The sequence below is a fragment of the Brevundimonas sp. S1H14 genome, assembly GCF_047716865.1.
GTDB lineage: Bacteria > Pseudomonadota > Alphaproteobacteria > Caulobacterales > Caulobacteraceae > Brevundimonas > Brevundimonas naejangsanensis.
On the sequence record NZ_CP136679.1, the window covers coordinates 3,094,231 to 3,118,638 of the forward strand.

General features: G+C 67.9%; 19 protein-coding genes and 2 tRNA genes. 10 read left to right on the top strand and 11 right to left on the bottom strand.

Annotated elements, in window-relative coordinates; translation table 11 throughout:
* Nucleotides 1–57 precede the first annotated feature (57 nt).
* Nucleotides 58–795 (bottom strand): phosphatase PAP2 family protein, encoded by a 738-nt coding sequence (locus RSD66_RS14955; RefSeq protein ID WP_415288484.1) that lies wholly within the window; start codon nucleotides 793–795, stop codon nucleotides 58–60.
* A gap of 278 nt (nucleotides 796–1,073) precedes the next feature.
* On the opposite strand from RSD66_RS14955, the gene RSD66_RS14960 reads away from it, so the two are divergent.
* Together RSD66_RS14960 and RSD66_RS14965 are read left to right on the top strand one after the other, a co-directional pair.
* Nucleotides 1,074–2,957, top strand: coding sequence for a ribonucleoside-diphosphate reductase subunit alpha (locus tag RSD66_RS14960; RefSeq protein WP_415288485.1), 1,884 nt, complete (start codon nucleotides 1,074–1,076; stop codon nucleotides 2,955–2,957).
* A 160-nt stretch (nucleotides 2,958–3,117) separates the two neighbouring features.
* Nucleotides 3,118–3,996: a lipid A-modifier LpxR family protein gene (locus RSD66_RS14965; RefSeq protein WP_415288486.1), complete on the top strand. Its 879-nt coding sequence runs from the start codon at nucleotides 3,118–3,120 to the stop codon at nucleotides 3,994–3,996.
* Between the two features lie 15 nt (nucleotides 3,997–4,011).
* On the opposite strand, the gene RSD66_RS14970 is transcribed toward RSD66_RS14965, so the two are convergent.
* Nucleotides 4,012–5,733, bottom strand: coding sequence for a gamma-glutamyltransferase family protein (locus RSD66_RS14970; protein WP_415289605.1), 1,722 nt, complete (start codon nucleotides 5,731–5,733; stop codon nucleotides 4,012–4,014).
* A gap of 193 nt (nucleotides 5,734–5,926) precedes the next feature.
* Between RSD66_RS14970 and RSD66_RS14975 the strand changes: the two genes are divergently transcribed.
* Both RSD66_RS14975 and RSD66_RS14980 read left to right on the top strand, forming a co-directional pair.
* Nucleotides 5,927–6,003, top strand: a tRNA-Arg gene (locus RSD66_RS14975).
* A gap of 194 nt (nucleotides 6,004–6,197) precedes the next feature.
* A complete protein-coding gene (locus tag RSD66_RS14980) occupies nucleotides 6,198–7,175 on the top strand; it encodes an alpha/beta hydrolase (protein ID WP_158584944.1) in 978 nt (325 codons plus the stop codon).
* A gap of 44 nt (nucleotides 7,176–7,219) precedes the next feature.
* Here RSD66_RS14980 and RSD66_RS14985 read toward each other — a convergent pair.
* Nucleotides 7,220–7,296 (bottom strand) — tRNA-Arg (locus tag RSD66_RS14985).
* A 138-nt stretch (nucleotides 7,297–7,434) separates the two neighbouring features.
* Here RSD66_RS14985 and RSD66_RS14990 point away from each other — a divergent pair.
* Both RSD66_RS14990 and RSD66_RS14995 read left to right on the top strand, forming a co-directional pair.
* The gene (locus RSD66_RS14990; RefSeq protein ID WP_415288487.1) at nucleotides 7,435–8,721 is read left to right on the top strand and encodes a hypothetical protein; all 1,287 of its coding nucleotides are present in this window, start codon (nucleotides 7,435–7,437) and stop codon (nucleotides 8,719–8,721) included.
* Between the two features lie 69 nt (nucleotides 8,722–8,790).
* The gene (locus tag RSD66_RS14995; RefSeq protein ID WP_024354927.1) at nucleotides 8,791–9,096 is read left to right on the top strand and encodes a hypothetical protein; all 306 of its coding nucleotides are present in this window, start codon (nucleotides 8,791–8,793) and stop codon (nucleotides 9,094–9,096) included.
* Nucleotides 9,097–9,279: 183 nt separating this feature from the next.
* Here the strand turns inward: RSD66_RS14995 and lpdA are convergent, their stop codons facing one another.
* The 5 genes from lpdA to RSD66_RS15020 are packed head-to-tail and all read right to left on the bottom strand — an operon-like array spanning nucleotide 9,280 to nucleotide 15,150.
* Nucleotides 9,280–10,677 (bottom strand): dihydrolipoyl dehydrogenase, encoded by a 1,398-nt coding sequence (gene lpdA, locus RSD66_RS15000; protein ID WP_415288488.1) that lies wholly within the window; start codon nucleotides 10,675–10,677, stop codon nucleotides 9,280–9,282.
* Nucleotides 10,674–11,156, bottom strand: a complete 483-nt coding sequence (locus RSD66_RS15005) for a hypothetical protein (protein ID WP_415288489.1) — start codon at nucleotides 11,154–11,156, stop codon at nucleotides 10,674–10,676. The genes lpdA and RSD66_RS15005 overlap by 4 nt, the downstream gene beginning before the upstream one ends.
* Nucleotides 11,157–11,162: 6 nt before the next feature.
* The gene (locus RSD66_RS15010; RefSeq protein WP_415288490.1) at nucleotides 11,163–12,812 is read right to left on the bottom strand and encodes a 2-oxo acid dehydrogenase subunit E2; all 1,650 of its coding nucleotides are present in this window, start codon (nucleotides 12,810–12,812) and stop codon (nucleotides 11,163–11,165) included.
* 1 nt (nucleotide 12,813) lies between these two features.
* Nucleotides 12,814–13,884: an alpha-ketoacid dehydrogenase subunit beta gene (locus RSD66_RS15015; RefSeq protein WP_415289606.1), complete on the bottom strand. Its 1,071-nt coding sequence runs from the start codon at nucleotides 13,882–13,884 to the stop codon at nucleotides 12,814–12,816.
* Between the two features lie 36 nt (nucleotides 13,885–13,920).
* On the bottom strand, nucleotides 13,921–15,150 hold the full coding sequence (locus RSD66_RS15020) for a 3-methyl-2-oxobutanoate dehydrogenase (2-methylpropanoyl-transferring) subunit alpha (protein WP_024354932.1): 1,230 nt from the start codon (nucleotides 15,148–15,150) through the stop codon (nucleotides 13,921–13,923).
* 148 nt (nucleotides 15,151–15,298) lie between these two features.
* Between RSD66_RS15020 and RSD66_RS15025 the strand changes: the two genes are divergently transcribed.
* Nucleotides 15,299–15,787 carry an Lrp/AsnC family transcriptional regulator gene (locus RSD66_RS15025; RefSeq protein WP_024354933.1) on the top strand — a complete coding sequence of 163 codons (489 nt, stop codon included), beginning with the start codon at nucleotides 15,299–15,301 and terminating at the stop codon, nucleotides 15,785–15,787.
* 31 nt (nucleotides 15,788–15,818) lie between these two features.
* On the opposite strand, the gene pdeM is transcribed toward RSD66_RS15025, so the two are convergent.
* Both pdeM and RSD66_RS15035 read right to left on the bottom strand, forming a co-directional pair.
* On the bottom strand, nucleotides 15,819–16,550 hold the full coding sequence (gene pdeM, locus RSD66_RS15030) for a ligase-associated DNA damage response endonuclease PdeM (protein WP_024354934.1): 732 nt from the start codon (nucleotides 16,548–16,550) through the stop codon (nucleotides 15,819–15,821).
* 166 nt (nucleotides 16,551–16,716) lie between these two features.
* Complete coding sequence (locus RSD66_RS15035; protein WP_415288491.1) at nucleotides 16,717–19,227, bottom strand: ligase-associated DNA damage response DEXH box helicase; 2,511 nt, start codon at nucleotides 19,225–19,227, stop codon at nucleotides 16,717–16,719.
* Between the two features lie 58 nt (nucleotides 19,228–19,285).
* Here RSD66_RS15035 and RSD66_RS15040 point away from each other — a divergent pair, with 58 nt between their 5' ends.
* Nucleotides 19,286–22,135 (top strand): ATP-dependent DNA helicase, encoded by a 2,850-nt coding sequence (locus tag RSD66_RS15040; RefSeq protein WP_415288492.1) that lies wholly within the window; start codon nucleotides 19,286–19,288, stop codon nucleotides 22,133–22,135.
* Nucleotides 22,136–22,322: 187 nt separating this feature from the next.
* The gene (ybaK, locus tag RSD66_RS15045; RefSeq protein ID WP_415288493.1) at nucleotides 22,323–22,796 is read left to right on the top strand and encodes a Cys-tRNA(Pro) deacylase; all 474 of its coding nucleotides are present in this window, start codon (nucleotides 22,323–22,325) and stop codon (nucleotides 22,794–22,796) included.
* 5 nt (nucleotides 22,797–22,801) lie between these two features.
* Here the strand turns inward: ybaK and RSD66_RS15050 are convergent, their stop codons facing one another.
* Complete coding sequence (locus RSD66_RS15050; RefSeq protein ID WP_415288494.1) at nucleotides 22,802–23,236, bottom strand: VOC family protein; 435 nt, start codon at nucleotides 23,234–23,236, stop codon at nucleotides 22,802–22,804.
* A gap of 102 nt (nucleotides 23,237–23,338) precedes the next feature.
* Between RSD66_RS15050 and RSD66_RS15055 the strand changes: the two genes are divergently transcribed.
* On the top strand, nucleotides 23,339–24,397 hold the full coding sequence (locus RSD66_RS15055; protein ID WP_415288495.1) for a DUF2125 domain-containing protein: 1,059 nt from the start codon (nucleotides 23,339–23,341) through the stop codon (nucleotides 24,395–24,397).
* Nucleotides 24,398–24,408 lie beyond the last annotated feature (11 nt).

The window sequence follows — 24,408 nt, forward strand, 5'->3', positions numbered from 1 at the left end:
CCTTGCGCCGTCGCGGCGCTAGACCTTGGTCTAAGGGAGCGGGCGTCTAAGGGGCGATCAGGGCGCGTCCTGAAGCGGCGCATCATGCAGGCGCTGACGGCGCTCGGCGGCGTAGGCGACCAGCCACAGCGCCATCGACCAGGCGGCGCCCACGCTCCAGCCCGCAAATACGTCCGAGGCCCAGTGGGCGCCCAGATAGATGCGCGTCAGCCCGATCAGAAGGGCGATCACCACCGCACAACCCAAGACATAGGCCTTCAGCCGCCGACGCGGAAAGGCGCGCGTCAGCATGACGCCCAGCGTCAGATAGAAGACCGTCGACAGCAGGGCGTGGCCCGAGGGGAAACTGGCGTTCAGCGTATCGACCGCCTGATAGATCTGCGGCGGCCGCTCCCGCTCGAACAGCGCTTTCAGCCCCTCGCTCAGGGCCACCCCGCCCGCCAGGCCGACCACAAGCATCAGCGCCGACAGCCGCTTCTTCATGATCAGCAGGAAGCCGATGGCGATGATCGCGAACAGGGACAGGACCGATATGCCGCCTAGCGAGGTCAGGTCCGCCGCCGCCTCGTGCAGCCACCACGGCCCCCACGGTCGCCCCGGATCGTCGGCGAAGGGCCGCACCGCCGCCAGCATCGCATGATCGAAAGCCTGACCGTCCGCCTCGCGCATGTCGTCCGCCACCTCGATGAAGGTCAGCACCCCCAGGGCGACGACCAGCATGGCGGCCACAGCGGCGATTTCAGTGCGCGCGACACGCAGCGCGCGGGTCAGAAAAGCGGTAGGGTGCGGGGCCATGGGGCGCTAACGGCCAAGCTGCCTGGCCGTTCCCGTCTCGCCGCCGCAGAAATCGACGCGCGTTCGGTGAAAAATGTGACCGGGCCAATTCCTGAGTCATTTCCACAGGGTGTGATCAGCCGCCCACCGATTCGTCTGAAAAGCTCCCGTCAAGAGCTTTACCTGCGGTTAGGGATGTGTACCCATATATGTAGCCGAGCACCGGCGAGCAGCCACTAGATGTAGTGTCTCAAACCGGTACGGCCTTCTAATCGCATTTGTTCGGGACAGGGACGAAAATGGCTGGCGGCGAAGCGTTGCAGACGACGGAATTTTCTAAGGTTTCCCCGGCTCCGATCGAGCTGAAGCCGGAACTGAAGGTGGTGGGCGGCCTGAAACTGGACCGCACGCGCGACGCCCTGCTGACCGAATTCGGCAAGAAGACGCTGGAAGACCGCTATCTGCTGGCGGGCGAAAGCTATCAGGACATGTTCGCCCGCGTCGCCACGGCCTATGCCGACGATGCGGAGCACGCCCAGCGCGTCTACGACTATATGTCGAAGCTGTGGTTCATGCCCGCCACTCCCGTCCTGTCGAACGGCGGCGCCGATCGCGGCCTGCCGATCTCCTGCTTCCTGAACGCGGTCAACGACAGCCTGGACGGCATCCAGAACGTCTGGAACGAGAACGTCTCCCTGGCCTCGAACGGCGGCGGCATCGGCACCTATTGGGGCGGCGTCCGCTCCATCGGCGAAAAGGTCAAGGGCGCGGGCCAGACCTCGGGCATCATCCCCTTCATCCGCGTGATGGACAGCCTGACGCTGGCGATTTCGCAAGGGTCCCTGCGTCGCGGTTCGGCCGCCGTCTACCTGGACATCCACCACCCGGAAATCGAAGAATTCCTCGAAATCCGCAAACCGTCGGGCGACTTCAACCGCCGCTCGCTGAACCTGCACCACGGCATCAACATCACCGACGCCTTCATGGAGGCGGTGCGCGACGGCAAGCCGTTCGACCTAGTTTCGCCCAAGAACGGCGAGGTGCGCAAAACCGTGGACGCCCGCAACCTGTGGACCAAGATCCTGGAAATCCGGATGCAGACGGGCGAGCCCTATCTGATCTTCTCGGACACGGTGAACCGGCAGATGCCGCAGCACCAGAAGGACCTGGGCCTGTCGGTCAAGCAGTCCAACCTGTGCTCTGAAATCATGCTGCACACGGGCCTGGACCATAAGGGCGTCGAGCGCACCGCCGTCTGCTGCCTGTCGTCGGTCAACGCCGAGACCTTCCTGGAGTGGCGCGAGGAGCCCCGCTTCATCGAGGACATCATGCGCTTCCTCGACAATGTGCTCGAGGACTTCATCACCCGCGCCCCGTCGTCGATGGCGGCCGCCGTCTATTCGGCCCAGCGCGAGCGTTCGGTGGGTCTGGGCCTGATGGGCTTCCACTCCTTCCTGCAGGCGCAGGGCGTGGCCTTTGAATCGGCCATGGCCAAGAGCTGGAACATGCGCCTGTTCAAGCACCTGCGCCGCGAGGCCGACAAGGCCAGCCGCACCCTGGCGGAAGAGAAGGGCCCCTGCCCCGACGCCGCCGATCGCGGCGTGATGGAGCGGTTCAGCCACAAGCTGGCCATCGCCCCGACCGCCTCGATCTCGATCATCTGCGGCGGCACCTCGGCGGGCATCGAGCCCATCCCGGCCAACATCTACACTCACAAGACCCTGTCGGGATCCTTCGCAGTCAAGAACCCCTATCTGCAGAAGCTGCTGGGCGAGAAGGGCATCGACACGGAGGCCGTCTGGTCCTCGATCCTCGAGAACGAAGGCTCGGTTCAGCATCTGGACGCCCTCAGCGACGAGGAGAAGGCCGTCTACAAGACCGCCTTCGAACTGGATCAGCGCTGGGTCATCGAACTGGCGGCCGACCGCACCGGCGACATCTGCCAGGCGCAATCGCTGAACCTGTTCATCCCCGGCGACGTCAACAAGTGGGACCTGCACATGCTGCACTGGTCGGCGTGGGAGCGGGGCCTGAAGTCGCTCTATTATCTGCGCTCCAAGTCGGTGCAGCGCGCCGCCTTCGCCGGCGCCGACGACAAACAGGAAGAAGAGATCGATCCGAACCAGCCGGATCTCTTCTCGGCCGCCCCGACCGATTACGACGAGTGCCTGGCCTGCCAGTAAGGCAAGCCTTAGCCGTCATCGCCATCGCCTTTGAGCCACCCGGGGAACCCTCTCCGGGCGGCTTCGTTCGTTTGATAAGGATTAAGGCGCAAAAGAGTCCGTTGCGGTTCCCCGGCGTTCGTGCACAGTGGAACCGTTAACGGGTCGGGAGGGACCGTTGATGCGGCGCATGGCATGGGCAGGACTGGCGATCGGGGCGGCTGCTGTCGTTCCCCTGCCTGTTTCCGCCATGCCTGCTTCCGCCCTGCCCCAGGTCGACGCCGAAGGCCCCATCGTCGCGCGCGGCGGCGAGGCCGTCCGATTCGAAGACGCCGCCTCCCTGATCGACAGCCGTCTGCCGTTCTCGGCCGAGCCTGACGCCGCCTTCGGCGCCCCGGTCCAGTTCAACAACGCCTCTCGTCTCAGCGCCGAAACAGGCCAACTGCGGCAAGAGGCCTGGTTCGCGGGCGACGGCTTCACCGACCGTCTGCGGATCACGACCACCGGCGAGCTGCGCCACGCGGACGGCTCGCCCGCGCCGCCCCGCGCCCTCGACCCCGTCGCCTTCTCGGGCGAGAGCTATGACGTCACCTATACGCGCGGCTGGACAGCGGCCAGCGGCCGCACCCCGTCCGGGCTGGAGGTGTCGCTGACGCCGCACGCCGGCTTCGGGGTCGGCAGCGACGGCCCCTCGGCCGAAGCGGGCGCCACCCTGCGCATCGGCGAAAACCTGGACCGCCTGGCCCCCAACGGCGACGAGGCCTTCGGCGAGCGCCCGCGCTGGTATCTGTACGCCGCAGGCTCTAAGCGGGCGGTCGGCTACAACTTCGCCCGCACGCGCGACGGCGATTTCGCCCGCTCGGGCGTCAGCCAGGACGCCGGCACCTATCTCGGCGACGCCTCCATCGGCGTGGCCTATCGCCGGGGCGCGGTGCAGAGCTCGTTCGGCGTCGTCTACCGCGAAATCGAAGCCAAGGGCCTGCGCGGTTATCAGGGCATCAACACCGACGTGTCGGAAGGCCTGGTGGCCTTCCAACTGACGATCCGCCCGCCGCGCTAAGCGGCCTCGCAGCCCTTACTGCGTCCGCGCCACGCCCTCGCGACGGCTGTCCGCGCCGCCGTCCCAGCGCCCATTCCGCCACAGGCCGCCGTGCAGACCGGAAGTCTCGGTCGTATTGGGCTTCAACTCCACGCCGCGCGCCGCCATCCCCTCGCGCACCGCCTCCGGGAAGCCCTCGGTGTCGGCGCCGAAGCCGTCACCCTTGGCCACCAGGTTCGGCAGGTCGAACGCCTGCTGCAGCGGCAGGCCCCAGGCCAGGGCGCCGATCAGGGCCTTGGCGTTATAGGCCAGGATCGACGAGCCGCCCGGCGAGCCCAGCAAGCCGACCAGACGCCCCTCGCGATCCAGGATCAGGGCAGGCGACATCGACGAACGCGGCCGCTTGTTCGCCGCCACGGCGTTGGCTGCAGGCGTGCCGTCCGACGCGGTCGGGACCATGGAGAAGTCGGTCAGCTGGTTGTTCAGGAAGAAGCCGCCCGCCATACGGCCCGAGCCGAACAGGCTCTCGACCGTGGTGGTCATGCTGACGGCGTTGCCTTGCGCATCCACCACGACCAGATGCGACGTCCCCGCCGGTTCGCGCGTAGCGTCAGCGCCGACATTCGGCGCCCCCGCCGGAACGCCATAAGGCGCCGCCCCGCGAAGGCCCGGCGCCAGGGCCGCCCGCTCGGCCACATAGGCGGGGTCCAGCAGACCAGCCACCGGAACGCTGACGAAAGCCGGATCGCCGAAATAGCGGTCGCGGTCGGCGTACATCAGCCGCTGAAGCTGGCCGAAAGCGGCCCAGGCTTCGGGGCTGTCAGGGCCCTTGTCGATGTCCGGCGTCCGCTCAGCCATCGCCAGCAACTCCAGGATGGAGGCCCCGCTGGACGGCGGCGGCGGCACGCAGATGGTGTAGATCTTGTAGGGACCGCACACGGCCTCGCGCACGATCGGGCGATAGCCGGCGACGTCGGCCGTGGTCAGGGCGCCGGGACGCGGGCCTTCATGCACGGCGGCGACGATAGCCTCGGCCAACGGCCCCTGTTGCAGGGCGGCGGCCCCGTCCCGTGCGATACGGCGCACCGTTTCGGCATAGGCCGGGTTTCGCAACGTCTCGCCCGCCTGATAGCGAGCGCCGTCCGGTTTGGTGAAATACTCGCCCGCCCAGCGGGTCTTCGCCTGAGGCGCGTCGCTGTTGATCATGCCCGCCAGCCGCTCGCTGACGACAAAGCCGTCCTGCGCCAGTTTCTCGGCGTCGCCGAACAGTTCCGACCAGGCCAGGACGCCGTGCTGCTTCTGCGCCAGGGCCAGCATGGGCACCACGCCGGGCGCCCCGGTCGAGCGCCCGCTCAACACCGCATCGACAAAGGCCAACGGCTTGCCGTTCTCATAGAAGAGTTCAGGCGTGGCGGCGGCCGGCGCCGTCTCGCGTCCGTCATAGACGGTGACGGCCCCGCTCTGCGCATCATAGAACATCATGAAGGCGCCGCCGCCCAGGCCCGACGACTGCGGCTCAGCCAGCCCCAACACCGCCTGCACGGCCACGGCCGCATCCACGGCCGACCCGCCGCGCGCCAGCACCTTCATCCCCGCCTCGACCGCCAGCGGATTGGCCGCCGACACGAACGGCCCGCGCGCGATGGTCTGGCTTGCCTGCGCCTGCGTTCCCGGCGCGACGCCGACGTCCACCGCCGAGGTCGCGCATCCGCTCAGCAACAGGGTCGCAGCGGCCGTCCCGGCGATCAAGGCCGTCATGCGGCGGGCGGGACGGAAGGTCGAGAAGGGCAGGTCGCGCACGCAGTTTCTCCAGCACGTTCCAGGTCGCCTTATGCCTAGGCCCCGCGCCCGCTCAGGCCAACCCTGCATTTTCTCAAGTTTTTCTTAGAAAACCGACTTGCCAGCCCGAAAGCGACCCGCTAGATACCCGGCCCTGCCCGCAAGGCGGTGCGCACCCGTAGCTCAGCTGGATAGAGCACCAGACTACGAATCTGGGGGTCAGGAGTTCGAATCTCTTCGGGTGCGCCATCTTTCCCAACATCGTTGAGAGCCTAGCGGAATTCACGTCTGCACTGCCGCGATCCGGCCTGTACGTCAGTTAAATTTCGTTAATCCGCATCTATCACCGCTAAGCTCGCCTCTTAATCGCATCGTTCCAACTTGTGGACATTCAGATGCGATACGCAGCCATAGCTCTTCTAGCGGCCCTTTCACTCGCTCCCATGGCGTCTTGGGCGCAATCGGATGTCGAGGTCAGCATACCATCTGGTGATGCTGTTCTGGCCGGCACGCTGACCTTGCCGGAAAGCCCCGCCCGCGCCGCGGTCGTCTTAATCCAAGGCGCAGGTCCGCATGGGCGCAATCAGATCATCTCAGGAACCCCAATGTTCAAGGAACTGGCCGAGGGCCTTGCCGAGCAAGGCATCGCCAGCCTTCGTATCGACAACGCCGGGGTCGGGGCCTCCACCGGACCGCGCGTCCAACACTTCAAGCAGCGTGAACCGCACATCCTCGCCGCATTCGACGCCCTCGCTCAGCGAAACGACCTTCAGAATGTCCCGTTGGGTCTGATCGGCCATAGCGAAGGCGCCCTGGTCGCTTCATCCATCTGGGCGGACCGCAAGGACGCCGTCGCCTTCATGGTGCTGCTCGGCGCCCCCAGCCGACAGGGCCGCGCCGTGTGGGTCGAGCAGCAATCCAACCCTGCGCGTTTTCCCGACCACAGCCCTGAAGACCACCAACGCCTCCGCGCCGCCTTCGACGTCATAGCGGAAGCGTCCATCGCCGCCGACCGCGCCGCCGTGGCGGCGGGGGTCGATCGCCTCTTCGACCTGGCGCGGGCTACGCCCGAAGAGATCGCTGAGAACAAGACCGATTTCGTTGACCGGATGGCCAGCCAGGAAATGCAGGTCTGGCTGAGCCACGATCCCGCGCCCGTATTTGGACAGATCACCGACCCGACCCTGCTGGTCTGGGGCGATGCGGATTCGCTCACCTCGCCATTGCAGAATCTGCCTGTCTTCCTTGCGAAAAAGAATCCCGCCGCCGAAATGACGTTCATCGTGCTGCCCCACGAGGATCACTTCTTTCTGCGTGGCGAAGGGTTCGCGCCGGGACAGCATCGGGCGGGAGCTATGAGCCTCAGCCCCGCCATCGTGAAGACCATCAGCGACTGGATCGCGGTGCAGGCAGTCGATTAGACAACGGTTGCGCGCCAGCGTGTGTTCAACGATGTGCTTGAGACTGGCGCACCCGACAGGATTCGAACCTGTGACCTCTGCCTTCGGAGGGCAGCACTCTATCCAGCTGAGCTACGGGTGCGTCTGCGGCGACGAGGCCGGAGGGCGGTGCTTACAGCATGGGCGGGGCGGTCTCAATCCCTGAACTGCCTTCCGCTGGTCGCTTCTTGGCGAGAGGGGCCGGAGCGCCTAGCGTCAGGGGCGAGAGAGGGAGATTTCCATGCGTGTCGCCACCATCGCCGCCCTGATGGGCGCCGTCGTCGTTCTGGCCGCCTGCGCTGCGGCGCAGAAGCCGGACGCCGACAGTCTGGACGCCGTCGCGCGCGACTATGTCGCCCTGACGCTGGAGATCGGCGAGCGCGAGCCGGGTTATGTCGACGCCTATTACGGCCCGGCCGAGTGGGCCGAGGCGGCCAAGGCCAACCCGCGCGCCCTGCCCCAATTGGCCGAAGGCGCGGCGGCGTTGAGCCGACGTCTGGACGCCCTGCCCGAGCGCGGCCTGGACGCCCAGAGCCGTCAGCGCCGCGCCTATCTGAAGGCCCATGTCGCGGCGGCCTCGGCGCGGTTGCGGATGCTTCAGGGCGAGAAGATGGGGTTCGCCGACGAGGCCGAGGCCCTGTTCGGCGTGCGGCCGGAGCTGCGGCCCCTGTCGTCCTACGATCCGGTGCTGGCGCGCATCGACGCCCTGGTCCCCGGCGAGGGGCCGCTGGCGGAACGGGTCGCGGCGTTTCGCGCCCGTTACGTCATCCCCAAGGACCGGCTGGACACGGTGATGCGGGCCGCCATCGGCGAGTGCAAGGCGCGCACCGAACAGCACATGACCCTGCCCGCCGGAGAGACCTTCACCCTGGAGTTCGTCACCGATCAGCCGTGGTCGGGCTACAACTGGTTCAAGGGCGGGGCCTTCAGCCTGATCCAGGTCAACACCGACCTGCCGATCTATATCGACCGCGCGGTCGATCTGGGCTGCCACGAGGGCTATCCGGGGCACCACGTCTACAACGCCCTGCTGGAACAGACCTTCGTCAAGGACAAGGGCTGGGTCGAGATGAGCGTCTATCCGCTGTTCAGCCCCATGTCCTTCATCGCCGAGGGCAGCGCCAACTACGGCATCGACCTGGCCTTCCCCGGCCATGAGCGGACGGATTTCGAGGCGCGCGTGCTGTATCCGCTGGCGGGGCTGGACCCGGCGACGGCGGAGGCGCAGACGCAGCTTCTGGCCCTGACGCGCGAGCTGGCGCGGGCGGAGTATACTGTGGCGGACGCCTATCTGGCCGGGCGCATCGACCGCGAGACGGCGCTGGACCAGTTGCAGAAATACAGCCTCGTCGCGCGCGACCGTGCAGCGCAGCGGTTGAGCTTCATCGAGACGTATCGCTCTTACATCATCAACTATGGCCTCGGCCGCGACATGGTGCAGGCCTGGGTCGAGCGGCAGGGGCCGGATCACTGGAAGACGACGGAGCGGCTGCTGGCCAGCCAGACGCTGCCGATCGATCTGGACTGACGCCGATCGCAACCTGTGCGGGCCAGCCGCGTTAAGGCCAAGGTTCACATCTCAGAGGGGCTATCACCCATGCGTATCCGCACCCTGACCATCGCCGTCGCCTCGGTTCTGGCGCTCGGCGCCGCCGCCTGCACCCAGGCCGAGCAGAACAAGGCCGAGGCCAACGCCGAAGCCGCCGGCGACAAGGCTGCCGACGTGGCCGCCCAGACCGGAGAAGTCATCGAATCCGGCGCCATGAAGGCCGCTCAGGCTGTCGAAGACGGCGCCGGCAAGGTCGCCGACAAGCTGGAAGACAAACAGGCTCAGGCCGCCGCCGAGGGCCGCCCCGGCGCCGTCGATCCAGCCACCGACACGCGCGTTCCCGCCAAGCACTGACGACGAACGCCAGATACACGAAGGGGCCGCGCGATGTCGTTCGCACGGCCCCTTTTTCTTGCCTCGAGCGGGGTAAAAGGACCCCCAGGCCGCGTCGGGTCGGGAGGTCCCGAAGGGCCGACGATCGCGGCCTGCTCGACTGCGCTCAAGCAGCGAGCGACCGCATCGCGAGCGATAGCGCCCTCAGATGTGTATGGCGTGACCCAGAGCGCGCAGTGAGGCCTCATGGAAGGCCTCGCCCAGCGTCGGGTGGACGTGGATGGTTCCGGCCACGTCCTCCAGCACGGCGCCCATTTCCAGCATCTGGGCGAAGCTGTTGGACAGCTCCGAGACATGCTGGCCGACGGCCTGAACGCCCAGCAGACGGTGATCCGACTTGGAGGCGATGACGCGGACGAAGCCGCCGTCCTCGCCCGCTTCGATGGCCAGGGCGCGGCCGATGGCGGCGAAGGGGAAGACCGCCTGGATCACGTCGTCGCGGCCCTTGACGTCGTCAGGGCCGAGGCCCGCCGAGACGATCTCCGGCTCGGTGAAGCAGACGGCGGCGATGGTGGTCGGGTCGAACACGCGATCATGACCGGCGATGATTTCGGCCACGACTTCACCTTGCGCCGAGCCCTTGTGCGCCAGCATGGGTTCGCCGGTCAGGTCACCGATGGCCCAGACGTTCTTCATGCTGGTGGCGCAGCGATTGTCGATCTTCACGAACGGGCCGTTCATGGCCACGCCCATGTTCTCCAGGCCCCAGCCCTGGGTCCGCGCGCGGCGGCCGACGGTGACCAGCACCTTGTCGGCGTCCAACTGCATCGGGTTTCCGTCCTTGTCGGTGACGTTCAGCTTGCCGTCGCCGAACCCTCCCGCGCGGGCGCCGAGCAACAGCTGGACCCCGTGCTTTTCCAGCCATTTGGCGACCGGGTCGGTCAGGGCCTTGTCGTAGAGCGGCAGGATGCGCTCGGCCATCTCGACGATAGCGACTTCGGCGCCCAGCTTGCGGAAGGCGATGCCCAGCTCCAGGCCGATATAGCCGCCGCCGACGACGACCAGCTTCTTGGGAACCTCGGGCAGGCTCAGGGCCTCGGTGGACGAGATCACGTCGCCGCCGAACGGCAGGAAGGGCAGTTCGACCGGCTCCGACCCGGTGGCCAGAATGACGTGCTCGGCGGTGATGCGGATGTCGCCGTCGTCCGTTTTCACCGTGCAGGTCTTGGCGTCCGAGAAGTCGGCCCACCCCTTGATGACCTTGACCTTGGCCTTCTTCAGCAGGGCGGCGACGCCGGCGTTCAGCTTCTTGACCACGCCGTCCTTCCACTCGACCGTCTTGGACAGGTCGATGGCCGGGGTGGAGGCGGTGATGCCAAGCGTGCCGTCGCCGGCGGCCTTGGCCACCGTTTCAAACTTGCCCGCCGCGTGGATGATGGCCTTGGAGGGGATGCAGCCGACGTTCAGGCAGGTGCCGCCGAGACCGGGTGACGCATCCACCAGCACGGTCTCCAGACCCAACTGGCCGCAACGGATGCCTGCGACATAGCCGCCGGTTCCGGCGCCGATGATCAGGACTTTGGTCTTGAGGGTCTGGGTCACCTGTTCAGGCTCCTTAGTCGATCAGCTGCCGCCCGAAGAGCTTCGGCGATACGCGGATCGTAGATGAAACGAGGTCCATCACTGTCGATGATGGACCAGCCAGAGTTGGGAAGAAGACGTGTCGGCAAGCCGTTACGTCTCAGATAGAGCACCACGACCGTGCCGCGCTCGGGAGGAAAGAAGCCGCATTCCCTGTCGACACCGTTGATATGCCGCATACGGTGGATCTCCTCGGGGCCGACAGTCCCTTTGATGATCGCCACGGTGCGCCAGGTTAGCCGCGCATGGTCGCGCGTGAGCCAAGCACGTCCATTGAGCCGAGCCAAAACGACGCTGTCAGCTTGATCCCAATGCAAGCGCTGCCTTGCAAGATCTGCAGAATGGTCAGCATCGAACATCACCGTGCAGGCGATGGTGGCGCTCGGTCCCAAGAGGCACAGTATGAATGCGCCAAAGGCTGCTGCGAGCGACGTTCGCATTCCGCTCTACATCCACAAGGTCGCCGGGTTCTCCAGCAGGGTCTTGATCTTCTGCACGAAGATCGCCGCGTCATGGCCGTCGACGATGCGGTGATCGAAGCTGGAGGACAGGTTCATCATCTTGCGCACGACCATCTGGCCGTTCCGCACCACGACGCGCTCTTCGATCTTATTCGGACCGACGATGGCGACTTCGGGGTGGTTGATGATGGGCGTGTGCACCACGCCGCCGAGCGTGCCCAGCGAGGTGATGGTGATGGTCGAGCCGGACAGTTCCTCGCGCTTGGCGCTGCCGTCCTTGGCGGCGCCCGAGACGCGGGCGATCTCCTCGGCCGTGTCATAGGCGTCGCGCGCCTCGGCGTGGCGGACGACCGGGACCATCAGGCCGTTCGGCGTCTGGGCGGCGATGCCCAGATGGACGGCGTTGTGCTGGGTCAGCACGCCCGCCTCGTCGTCATAGGTGGCGTTGATGTTCGGCTGGTCCTTCAGGGCCACGACGATGGCGCGGGCGATGAAGGGCAGGACGTTCAGCTTGGCTTTCCCCGTCCCCTTGTTCTGGGCGTTCAGGTGGGCGCGCAGCTCTTCCACCGCCGTCATGTCGATGTCCTCGACATAGGTGATGTGCGGGATGCGACGCACGCTCTCGGCCATCTTCTCCGCGATCTTGCGGCGCAGGCCGATGATGCGGACTTCGTTGGTTCCCTCAGCCTTGGCGTAGAGCGAGCCGCCTGAGGCCGTGGCCGGGGCGAACGTGCCGCCGCGGGCGACGAAGGCGTCCAGATCGGCGTGCTCGATGCGGCCGGCGGGGCCGCTGCCCGGCACGAAGACCAGGTCGATTCCTAGATCGCGCGCGCGGTTGCGCACGGCGGGTGAGGCCAGCGGGCGCTCGCCCGGCTGGCGGCCGGTCAGGGCCGGAACGGGCTTGGCGTCGGCCTTGGGCGCAGCAGCAGGCTTGGCGGCTGGTGCGGCGACAGGAGCCGGTGCGGCCTTCTCAGCCTTGGCGGCGGGCGCCGGAGCAGCCGCTGGAGCCTCGGCGACATTGCCCTTGCCCTCGACCTTGAAGCTGACCAGCGGACCGCCGACGGCGATCTGCTGACCGGCTTCGCCGTGCAGGGCGACGACGACGCCGGAGACCGGGCTGGTCAGTTCGACCGTGGCCTTGTCGGTCATGACCTCGGCCAGGATCTGGTCTTCCTGAACCGCGTCGCCGACCTTGACGTGCCAGCCGACCAGCTCGGCCTCGGCCGTGCCTTCGCCGACATCGGGCAGTTTGAAGACGTGGTTAGCCCCGGCGGCGGCCGGGACGCTGACTGGAGCAGCCTCGGCCTTCGGCGCCTCAGCGACGACCGGAGCCGCTTCGGCCTTGGCGGCCACGGGCGCGGGGGCTGGCTCATCGGCGGCGACGTTGCCTTCGCCCTCGACCTCGAACTCGGCCAGCGGGCCGCGCACGGCCATCATCTGACCGGGCTCGCCGTGCAGGGCGGTGACGACGCCCGCGACCGGGCTGGTCAGCTCGACCGTGGCCTTGTCGGTCATGACGTCAGCGACGATCTGATCCTCGGCGACCGTATCGCCGACCTTGACGTGCCAGCCGACGAGCTCGGCTTCGGCGGTGCCTTCGCCCACGTCAGGAAGCTTGAAAACAAAACGACCCATCTTAGCGACCTCCCGTCATGACGGCTTTCAGCGCGTCAGCGACCCGCTGCGGTCCGGGGAAATATTCCCATTCAAAGGCGTGCGGATAGGGCGTGTCCCAGCCGGTCACGCGCGCCACCGGCGCCTCCAGGTGATAGAAGCAGCGCTCCTGCACCAGAGCGCTCAGTTCGCCGCCGAAGCCTGAGGTTTTCGGCGCCTCGTGCACGATGACGCAGCGGCCGGTCTTCTTGACCGAGGCCTCGATGGTCTCAATATCCAGCGGCACCAGGGTGCGCAGGTCGATGACCTCGGCGTCCACGCCCGCATGCTCGGCGCCCGCCAGCGCCACCCAGACCATCGTGCCGTAGGCCAGGATGGTGACGTCGGAGCCTTCCTTCATCACGCGGGCCTTGCCGATCGGCTCGACGTATTTGCCGGTCGGGACCTGGGCCAGTTCCTGCGCCTTCCACGGCGAAACCGGCTTTTCGTGCCAGCCGTCGAAGGGGCCGTTGTAGAGGCGCTTGGGCTCGAAGAAGATGACCGGATCGTCGTCCTCGATCGCCGCGAGCAACAGGCCCTTGGCGTCATAGGGGTTGGACGGGATCACCACCTTCAGACCGGCGATGTGGGTGAACAGGCTTTCCGGCGACTGGCTGTGCGTCTGGCCGCCGAAGATGCCGCCGCCGTAGGGGCTGCGGATCACCATCGAGGAGGTGAACTGGCCGCCCGAGCGATAGCGCATCTTGGCCGCTTCGGAGACGATCTGGTCGTAGGCCGGATAGATGTAGTCGGCGAACTGGATCTCGACGACCGGGCGCAGGCCATAGGCGGCCATGCCGATGGCGGTGCCGACGATGCCGGTTTCCGAGATCGGAGCGTCGAAGCTGCGGCTCAGGCCGTGCTTCTTCTGCAGGTGGTCGGTGACGCGGAAGACGCCGCCGAAATAACCCGCATCCTCGCCGTAGGAGACGACGGTCGGGTCTTCGGCCATCTTGACGTCCAGGGCCGAGTTCAGGGCCTGGATCATGTTCATCGGCGCAACGGCGGGCGCGTCCGGGGCGACCGACGCCGGGGCGTTCTTCTGGTCGACCATGTCGGCTTCAATCTTGTCATTGATCTCGGCCATCACTCAGACTCCTACTTCGCGGCGCTGTTCGACCAGACGCCAGTCCTCGGTCGCATAGACCTCCTCGAACATGGTCTTCACGCTGGGGCGCGACTGGCCGAGCGTGCCGATGGCCTCGGATTCCTTGGCGGCGGCGCGGACCTTCTCGACCGCTTCCTTTTCGGCCTCTTCCTGCTGTGCGTCCGACCATTCGCCGATAGCGATCAGATGCTGTTTCAGGCGGGCGATCGGATCGCCCAGCGGCCACTTCTCATGCTCGTCGCCGGGGCGGTAGCGGCTGGGATCGTCCGAGGTCGAGTGCGGGGCGCCGCGGTAGGTGAACAGCTCGATGATCGTCGCGCCTTGATTGGTCCGGGCGCGCTCCTCGGCCCACTGGGTCGCGGCCCAGACGGCCAGGAAGTCGTTGCCGTCGACGCGCAGGGCGGGCAGGCCATAGCCGATGCCCTTGGACGCGAAGGTGGTGTCCAGTCCGCCGGCGATGCCCTGGAAGGACGAGATGGCCCACTGGTTGTTGACGATGTTCAGGATGACCGGCGCGCGATAGACGGCGGCGAAGGTCAGGGCCGAGTGGAAGTCGCTCTCGGCCGTCGAGCCGTCGCCGATCCAGGTGATGGCGATCTTGTCGTCGCCGCGGATGGCCGAGGCCATGCCCCAGCCCACGGCCTGAACATACTGCGTGCCCAGATTGCCCGAGATAGTGAAGAAGCCGTAGTCCTTGGCCGAATACATGATCGGCAGTTGGCGGCCCTTGATGGGGTCTTCGGCGTTCGAATAGATCTGGTTCATCATGGTCGCGAGCGGATAGTCGCGCGCGATCAGAAGACCCTGCTGCCGATAGGTGGGGAAGCCCATGTCCTCGCGGCTCAGGATCATCCCTTGCGCGACCGCGATGGCCTCTTCGCCGGTGCACTTCATATAGAAGCTGGTCTTGCCCTGACGGTGGGCGCGGTGCATCCGGTCGTCGAAGGCGCGCGTCAGGATCATGGCTTTCAGGCCGCGACGCATCGTCTCGGGGTCCAGCTTGGGGTCCCACGGCCCGACGGCCTTGCCCTGATCATCCAGAACGCGGATCAGTCGGAAGGCGTGGTCGCGCATCTCGGCAGGGGCCGTGCTGACGTCGGGGCGGGCGACCGCGCCGGGCTCGTCGAGCTTCAGATGGCTGAAATCAGGCGTGTCGCCCGGCCGGCCCGAAGGCTCGGGGACGCGCAGCGACAGCGTCGGGGTGTTCTTCATCAATGCCTCCCGTCCGGTTGAACCGGCCGCGTTTCCTTATGAAGCAGGGCATAGCATGTCGGCTCAATGTTAGCTCTTCCAAAAACACTCTTGCCAAATACCGATTTGGGGTATTTTATTGCGCAGAAAGCAAATTCGGAGAAAGCCTTTGGCCGACGAACTCGACCCCATCGACGCGCGCATCCTTGACATCCTTCAGCAGGACGCAGGCCTGTCCGTCGCCGAGGTGGCCGATCGGGTCGGCCTGTCGGCCTCGCCCTGCTGGCGTCGGATCAAGAGACTGGAGGATAGCGGCCTGATACGCAAGCGTGTCACGCTGTTGGACGCCGGACTCCTGGGTCTGGACTTCGAGGTCTACGCCATCGTCAAGCTGAGCCTGCCGACGCGCGACAATCTGCAGATCTTCGAGGAAGCCGTCGAGGGCTGGCCGGAAGTGGTGCAGTGCGCCACCATCACGGGGCGCGAAGACTATGTCCTGCGCATCATCACCACCGACATGCACGCCTTCGACCAGTTCCTGCGCGACAAGCTGCTCACGCTGGGCATCGTCTCCAACTGCGAGAGTCACATCGTCACGCGCGGGGTGAAAAGCGTCACCACCCTGCCCCTGGGCATCATCACGCCCCACGTCGGCTGACCGGCCGAACCGTCCTTGCGCCGTCGCCGCCTCAGCTGAGGCGGTCGAAGGCGACGGCGTGGACCTTGTCCCGCCCCAGCAGGGCCGCCAGCGGCGCGGTCGCGAACAGGGACGCCACCGCCGCATCGCGCACATCCAGCCCCCCGGTGAAGGCGCCGAAGGCGGGCATGATCAGCCGCCGCCCATCGGTCACGAAACACGGACGCCGCACCCCCCGGCCATAGGCGGCGACGCGCGCGGCGGGGTGCAGATGGCCTGCGACCTCGCCCGGCGCCGGCTCGATCTGGGGTTCGTGGATCAGAAACAGGCCGCCCAGCGCCATCGTCTCGACCACCCGGCCCGGCAACTGGTCCAGGGCGCCGGCCAGGGCGTCCAGATCATGGTTCCCCTCCAGCCAGACCCAGTCGCGCCCGGCCGCCAGTCTCTCCAGCCGCGCCAGCTGGGCGCCGTCCATGCGCGACACCGCTTTTGAATCATGGAAGCTGTCGCCCAGCAGCACGACCATGCGCGGGTCCAGCGCCTCGATCTCAGCTTCCAGCCGCGCCAGGGTTGCGGGGCTGTCATAGGGCGGCAGCATCTGGCCGCGCGCAGCAAAGGCCGAGCCCTTCTCCAGATGCAGGTCCGAGGCGATCAGGGCCTGACGACCCGGCAGCCACAGGGCGCCGGAACAGCGCAACACGCAAGGCTCGCCGTTCACCATCAGCTTCAGCCCTCCGCAGGGATGGCGGTAGGGCGACAGGGTTTCGCGCAGGGCGTCGTTCATCGCCCTTCTCCCCTCGGGGGAGAAGGTGGGCGGCGGCGCCGCTCGGATGAGGGGGCTGTATCCGCAGGCAAGCCGTCAGACCGGGAGCGCGTGTCGGGCGTCCCCCTCATCCGTCTTGCTCCGCAAGCCACCTTCTCCCCCGAGGGGAGAAGGACGCACGATTGCTTCACGCCGCCCCTTTCAGCGCCTCAGGCGCGTCTTCCATCACCTCGGCGATCAGGGCTTCGGCGCTTTCATCCAGGATCATCTCGGCCGCATCGCCGCCGACCCGTTCGCGACCGATCTGCACCAGCACGGGCACGCTGAAGGGCGAGGGCCTGTCCAGCGCCTTATGGACGATGCGGCCGTGGATGCGGCTCAGCAGTTGGCCCAACCGCGCCACGTCCAGCAGGCCGGTCGCCGCATCCGCGCGCGCTGTCCTCAGCAGCAGATGGTCCGGCTGATGCCGCCGCAGCACGTCGTAGATCAGGTCGGTCGAAAAGGTCACTTGCCGCCCGCTCTTCTCGGCCCCCGGCTGGCGCTGCTCGATCAGGCCGGAAATCAGCGCACAGTTGCGGAAAGACCGCTTCATCATGAAGCTCTCCTCCAGCCAGGCCTCCAGATCGTCGCCCAGCATGTCCGGCTCGAACAGGGCGTCCAGGTCAAGGTCGTCCATCGGTCGGATCGACCAGATGGCCAGAGAATAGTCCGTCACCACAAAGCCCAGAGGCCCGACGCCCATCCGGTCCAGCCGCCGCGTCAGCAGCATGGCCAGCGTCGTATGCGCCAGCCGCCCCTCGAACGGATGGGCGACCATGAAGTGTCGCGTCCCGCGCGGAAAGGTCTCGACCAGCAGGGTCTGCGCTTCGGGGATGGCGCTGCGGACCGCCTGAAGTTCCAGCCACTCCTGCACGTCGGGCGGCAGGACGCGCCAGTGATCGCGGTCCTGCACCATGCGCCGCACCCGCTCGGCCAGAGAGGTGCCCAGCGGGAATTTCGAGCCGCCGTAGGAGGGGATCTTCGGATCTTTGTCCACGGCGGGCGAGACGAGGGCGTCCGTCTTGACGATGCCCTGAAAGGCCCAGACCTGACCGGCGAAGACGAAGGTGTCGCCCGGCGTCATCTGTTCGAAATACCACTCCTCGGCCTCGCCGATCTTGCGGCCTGCGATCAGGTGTTTGCCGCCTCCTCGCCGCCCGGCGACGCGCACGTTCAGATTGGCGGCCGAAACGATGGCGCCGACGTTCATCCGGTGCCGCTGGGCCATCTGGGCGTTGCGCACCATCCACTTGCCGTCGCGGGTCCGCACGATGCGGGCGAAACGGTCGTAAGTTCGCAGCGCATAGCCGCCTGTGGCGACCAGATCGACGACCTCCTCGAAGGCTTCATAGGTCAGGCCGCGATAGGGACCCGCCGTCGTCACCTCGGCGTAGAGATCGGCCAGATCGAAAGGTTCGGAGCAGGCGCAGCCCATGACGTGCTGGGCCAGCGTATCCAGCGTGCCGGTATGCTCCGGCTCCCAGTCGAAGGCATTCTCGGCCACCGCCTCGCGCGCCGCCTGACATTCCAGCATCTCGAAGCGGCTGGCGGGGACCATCAGGGCGCGCGAGGGCTCGTCCAGCCGGTGGTTGGCGCGGCCGATGCGCTGGACCAGACGGCTGGCCCCTTTCGGCGCCGCCAGCTGGATCACCAGATCGACGTCGCCCCAGTCGATGCCCAGATCCAGCGTCGAGGTGCAGACCACGGCCTTCAGGTCGCCGCGCGCCATCGCCGCCTCGACCTTGCGCCTCTGCTCGGCGGCCAGCGAGCCGTGGTGCAGGGCGATCGGCAGGTCGTCCTCATTGATCGCCCACAGCGACTGGAACACGAACTCGGCCTGCCAGCGGGTGTTGACGAAGATCAGGCTGAGGCCTGCCTGTTTGATGGCGTCATAGACCTCGGGGATGGCGTGGACGCCGGTATGGCCCGCCCACGGCACGCGGCCTTCGCTGACCAGCACATCCACCACCGGCGGCGCGCCGGGATCGCCCAGGACGACGCGCACCGCGTCCGGTGTTGCGAGAGACGGCGACAGCCAGTCTGCGATCCTGCCTGGATCATCCACCGTCGCCGATAGCGCCACCCGCCGCATCTCGGGCGCGAACTGTTGCAGCCTCGCCAGCCCCAGCGCCAGCAGGTCGCCGCGCTTGCCGCTCCAGATGGCGTGGACCTCGTCCAGCACCACGCATTTCAGATCGGCGAAATAGTTTCTAGCCCCCTCCCAGGCGCAGAACAGGGCCAACTGTTCCGGCGTGGTCAAAAGGATGTCGGGCGGGAAGTCGCGCTGGCGCTGCTTCTTCGACTGCTTGGTGTCGCCGGTGCGGCTCTCGACGTGGATGTTCAGCCCGATCTCCCGGATGGGCGTCATCAGGTTGCGCTCGACGTCGGTGGTCAGCGCCTTCAGCGGCGACAGATAGAGGGTGTGAACGCCCGAACCCGGCCCTGCGTCGGGCCTCGGGCCGCGCTCGGCCAGATCGATCAGGCTGGGCAGGAAGCCCGCCAGAGTCTTGCCCCCGCCCGTCGGCGCGACCAGCAGGGCGTGCTGTCCGGCCTGCCCCGCCGCGACCATTTCCAGCTGATGCCGACGCGGCGACCAGCCCCGACCGGCGAACCAGTCGGCGAACAGGGGCGGAAGCGTTGCAGTGATCGTCGTCGTCACGCCAAGCCTATAGCATGTTCCCGTTCCGTTTCGTCACCATCGACGCTATCTAGCAAAAGTGACCGTCGAATCCGCCGAGATCAGCACCGCGTCGTCCCTGACGTTCGACCTGCCGCCCGCGCTGGCCACGCCGCCGGGGGCCGGGGCCGTGTGCGACGATCAGGGCGCAAGGAAGATCGGACGCGGCGCCGCCGAGGGCCTGTTCACCGGCGGCGACGTCATCGTCGCCCACGCCGGGCTGACGGCGCGGCGTCTGGGTCTGGCGCCGCCGCCGCGCTCGAGCGAGATGCTGGATGCGTTGGAGCTGTTCGCCTTCGTGCGCCCAGCCCGGTTCTGCGCGCCGTCGGCCACCGGGCTGGCGCTGGCGCTGGGGCGCGAGGAGCCGAGAGGGGCCGAGGCGCAGGCCGCCGCCCTGCGCGCCGCCGCCGCCGACCTGCTGGCTGAACTGGCGGCGCCCGCCTATCCGGGACGGGAGGAGGCCTACACGCTGGCCCTGACGCTGGAGCGGGCGGGTTGGGGCTGGGCGCCCCGCGTGCTTCAAGCCCTGCGCGCCGGGCCGTTGCGGGACCGCCAGCAGCGCGGCTCGGGCCTCGACGTCTGGGCGCGTCTGCAGGAGTGGGAGGACGAGGCGCCGCGCGGCGAGGCCGGGTCCGCCCCGGTCGATTCCGAGAGCGCCCGCATCCGTCTGGACAAACTGCTTCAGGCCTCGGGTCTGGACGAGACGCGGCCCGCCCAATCCGACTATGCGGCCGAGGCCGCCTACGCCTTCTCGCCCCGCAATGAGGAGGGCCGACCGCGCGTCCTGCTGGCCGAAGCGGGGACCGGCACGGGCAAGACGCTGGGCTATCTAGCGCCCGCCAGCCTGTGGGCCGAGCGCAACGCCGGGGCGGCGTGGATCTCGACCTACACCCGCGCCCTGCAACGCCAGATCGACCGCGAGAGCCGCGCCCTGTGGCCCGACGAGGCCGAACGACGCCGCAAGACGGTGGTGCGCAAGGGGCGCGAGAACTACCTCTGCCTGCTGAACCTTCAGGACATGGTGCAGGCGGCGCAACTGGGGAACGGCGACCTGATCGGCATGGCCTTGGCCGCGCGCTGGGCCGCCCACACCCGCGACGGCGACATGACCGGCGGCGACTATCCCGGCTGGCTGCCCGGCCTCTATGCGACCGCGCCCATGCATCAGGCGGGACCAGCCAATCTGGTCGACCGGCGCGGCGAGTGCGTCCACGCCGCCTGTCCCCACTATCGTCTGTGCTTCGTTGAAAAGACCATCCGCGCCAGCCGACGGGCCGATCTGGTGGTGGCAAATCATGCGCTGGTGATGACGCAGGCCGCCTTCGACGGCGCCCGCACGGCGCGCGGCCTGAAGCAGGACGGCGAGACGGCGGCGCTGAAGCGCATCGTCTTCGACGAGGGCCACCACCTGTTCGACGCCGCCGACAGCGCCTTCTCCGCCTGCCTGTCGGGGCAGGAGGCGGCCGAACTGCGTCGCTGGATACGCGGACCGGAGGGGCGCGGCCGTCGCGGGCGCGGGCTGGAACAGCGTCTGGGCGACCTGACCGCCGACAACGAAGCCGCCTCCAAGGCCCTGAAGGACGCGCTCCAGGCCGCCGCCCAACTGCCCGGCGAAGGCGTGTCGGGCCGCATCGCCCCGGCCTCGGGCGAGGTGAATCCCATCGGGCCGATCGAGCGGTTTCTGGTCGCGGCGCTGGAGCAGCTGCGCGCCCGCGCGGCCGAGAACGGCGGCGCCGAGTTCGGGCTGGAATGCGCCCTGCGCCCCGTCACCGAGCCGGTGCTGGAGGCCGCGCGCGAGGCCGCGCGCGCCATCGCCGCCGTCGAGGCGCCCCTGCTGGCCCTGTCGCGCCACCTCGAAGACATTCTGGACGAGGAGGCGGCCGAACTGGACGGCGCCGCCCGCGCGCGCATCGAAGGCTCGCTGCGCGGACTGGACCGGCGCGGCCGCATGACCCTGCCCGGCTGGCGCTCCATGCTGGCGGCGTTGGAGGAGGGCGGCGACGAACCGGATCCCGACTATGTGGACTGGTTGAGCGCCGAGGCCGCCTTCGGCCGCATCCACGACGTGGCCCTGCGTCGTCACTGGATCGACCCGACCGTGCCGCTGGAAGCGGCGGTGGTCATGCCGTCGCACGGCGTGCTGGTGACCAGCGCCACCCTGTCCGATCCGGCGGCCGAAGACCCCTTCGACCTGGCCCGTCTGCGGACCGGGGCGGCGCGCCTGATCGAACCGGCGCGGACGCTGAAGGTCGACAGTCCCTTCGACTATGCCACCAACAGCCGGGTCATCGTCGTCAACGACCTAGTCAAGGACGATCCGCGCCAGATCGCAGCGGCCATGCGCGAACTGTTTCTGGCGGCGGGTGGCGGGGGACTGGGCCTGTTCACCGCCATCCGTCGGTTGAAGGCGGTCTATGAACGGCTGGGGCCGGAACTGGCGCGCGCGGGCCTGCCGCTCTACGCCCAGCACGTCGATCCGCTGGAGGTCGGGGCGTTGGTCGATGTCTTCAGGGCCGAGCGGGACAGCTGCCTGCTGGGCACGGATGCCGTCAGGGATGGCGTGGACGTGCCGGGCCGGTCCTTGCGGGTTCTGGCCTTCGACCGCGTACCGTGGCCGCGTCCGGACCTGCTGCACAAGGCGCGGCGCGAGCGGTTCGGCACGGGCTCGGGCGGGCGTTCATGGGACGACGCCCTGGCGCGCGGGCGCATCGCCCAGGCGTTCGGCCGCCTGATCCGCCGGGCGGACGACCGGGGCGTTTTCGTCATGCTGGACGCCGCCTGCCCGACGCGCCTGTTCGCCGCCCTGCCGCCGGGGACGGAGGTGCTGCGCCTGGGGCTGGCCGAGACGGTGGAGTTGACCAAGAACTTCCTCGATCCCGAGACGACCTGAAGCCTCGGCCTCTTCTTCGTCATCCTCCGGCGAGCGGAGCGAGACCGGGGGACCTAGCGGCGCCGAAGGCGATCTTCATGGCAAGCGCAGCGCGTGGGCTTTTCGCCCTGACGGGCGCCGCTGGGTCCCCCGGTCAGCGCCGCTGCGCGGCTTGCCGGAGGATGACGAAAGGTGAGATGGGGACGCCATGTCCAAGACCACCCCCGCCACCGTCGCCCTGACCAAGGCCGGCGTCGCCTTTGAACTGCATCCCTACGATTACGATCCCGATGCGCCGCGCGTGGGTCTTCAGGCGGCCGAGGCCCTGGGCTGGGCGCCGGAGCAGGTGTTCAAGACGCTGATGACGCTGGTGGACGCCAAGCCTGTCTGCGTCGTCGTCCCGTCCGACTGCGAGGTCAGCATGAAGAAGCTGGCCGCCGCCGCCGCGGGTAAGTCGGCCCAGATGATGAAGCCCGCCGACGCCGAACGCCTGACCGGCTTCAAGGTCGGCGGCGTCAGCCCCTTCGGCCAGCGCAAGGCCGTCCCGACCTTCATCGACGAGACGGCGGCCCTGTTCGAGCGGGTGCTGATCAACGGCGGCCAGCGCGGCCTGCTGCTGGAGCTGGCGCCGGACGAGGCGGCCCGCGCCTGCGCGGCGACATGGGCGGATCTGACGGCCTGACCAGCCTAGCTCTCGAACGTCACGACCACGCTGGCGGCGGAACGCTCGGCCTCGCCGTGGAACACCGCTTCGATGTTGTTGCCGTCCGGGTCGAGCAGGAAGGCGGCGTAGTAGCCGGGGTGATAGGGCCGCTCGCCCGGCGCGCCGTTGTCGGTTCCGCCCGCCGCCAACCCCGCCTTGTGGAAGGCTTCGACCATGGCGCGGTCCTTCGCCTGGAAGGCCAGATGGCAGCGGCCCGTCGGCCGGCCCTGCGCGGCGATGCTGTCCACCGCCGAGACGAACAATTCGTCGGCCCAGAAGAAGCGTTCGGCTTCGCCGCCGATCGGCACGCCCAAGGCCTCCAGCACCGCGCCGTAGAAGCGGCGGCTGGCCTCAAGGTCCGGCGTCACCAGTTGCAGATGGTCGATCAGACGGCCGCGATGAAGCTGCTGCGTCTCCATGGTCCTCGTCTCCTGTCAGCTTGCAATTCGAACGGGTGGCAGCCTCACCTGTTCCTGCTGACAGGACGTGTCAGCAGCCGCTCATCCTGCTAAAGCGCGCTCATGACCGACGCCGTCCCGCATCACAGCCGCAAGGGCCTGATCATACCCTTCGCCATCGTCGCCGTCGCCCTGGCGGCGTGGACGGGCTGGTGGTTCGTCCTGACCCAACAGATCGAACAGCGTCTCGAGGGCAAGATCGCCGGGCTGCAGGAGAGCGGCTGGACCATCAAGCATGGCGGCGTCTCGACCACGGGCTGGCCGATGCACGCCCGGGTGACGATCAAGCATCTGGATGTGATCGCGCCGTCGGGCCACGCCGTCGAGGCGCCCGAGATGGTGGCGCAGGCCAACGCCTATAATCCCACGCGCTGGGTGCTGGCGGCGCCGGACGGTCTGACCGTCACGCGCGGCGAAAAGGGCAAGACCGCCATCCGCGCCGAAGGCATCCGCATGAGCCTGCACGGCCTGACCCAGCGCTGGCCCAATGTCGTGCTGGAGCTGGAGAAGCCGGTCTTCACCGCCCTGCCGGACGCCGAGCCCTTCCCGCTGAAACAGGCGGCGCTGGTGCAGTTTTACATGCGGCCGCATCTGGTCGGCTCGGACACGCCGACCGACGACGTCGACGTGTTGTTCCGCCTGGTCGACGGCGAGGGCCGCGCGAACGGCCCGGTCGAGAGCTTCGCCCAGTCGGGGATGCTGAACGCCCAGATCGAGGCGGTGATCGAAAAGGCCTCAGCCCTGCGCAAGGGCGCGGACGCCAAGGGACTGCTGACCGCATGGACGGCGGCGGGCGGCCGCTTCATCGACGTGAAGGGCCAGCTTCAGGCGGGCGAGAGCAAGGCCTTCGTCTCCAGCGACGCCCTGTCGGCCGACGCCAAGGGTCAGTTGGAAGGCGAGGTCTTCGTGCGCGCCGAGAAGCCGCTGGCGGCTATCGTCGGCCTGGCGGGCGCCCAGCAGGGCGGGGCGCTGGACCGCGCCGCCGCCGCAAAGGCCGCCGCCGCTACGCCGCAGGGCGGAACCGGCGACGACGGTCAGGGCGTGGAGCTGGCCATCCTGTTCCGCGGCGGCCGCACCTATCTGGGGCCGTTCGCCCTGGCGCCCGCGCCGCAGCTGTTCTGATGCCGCCCTTG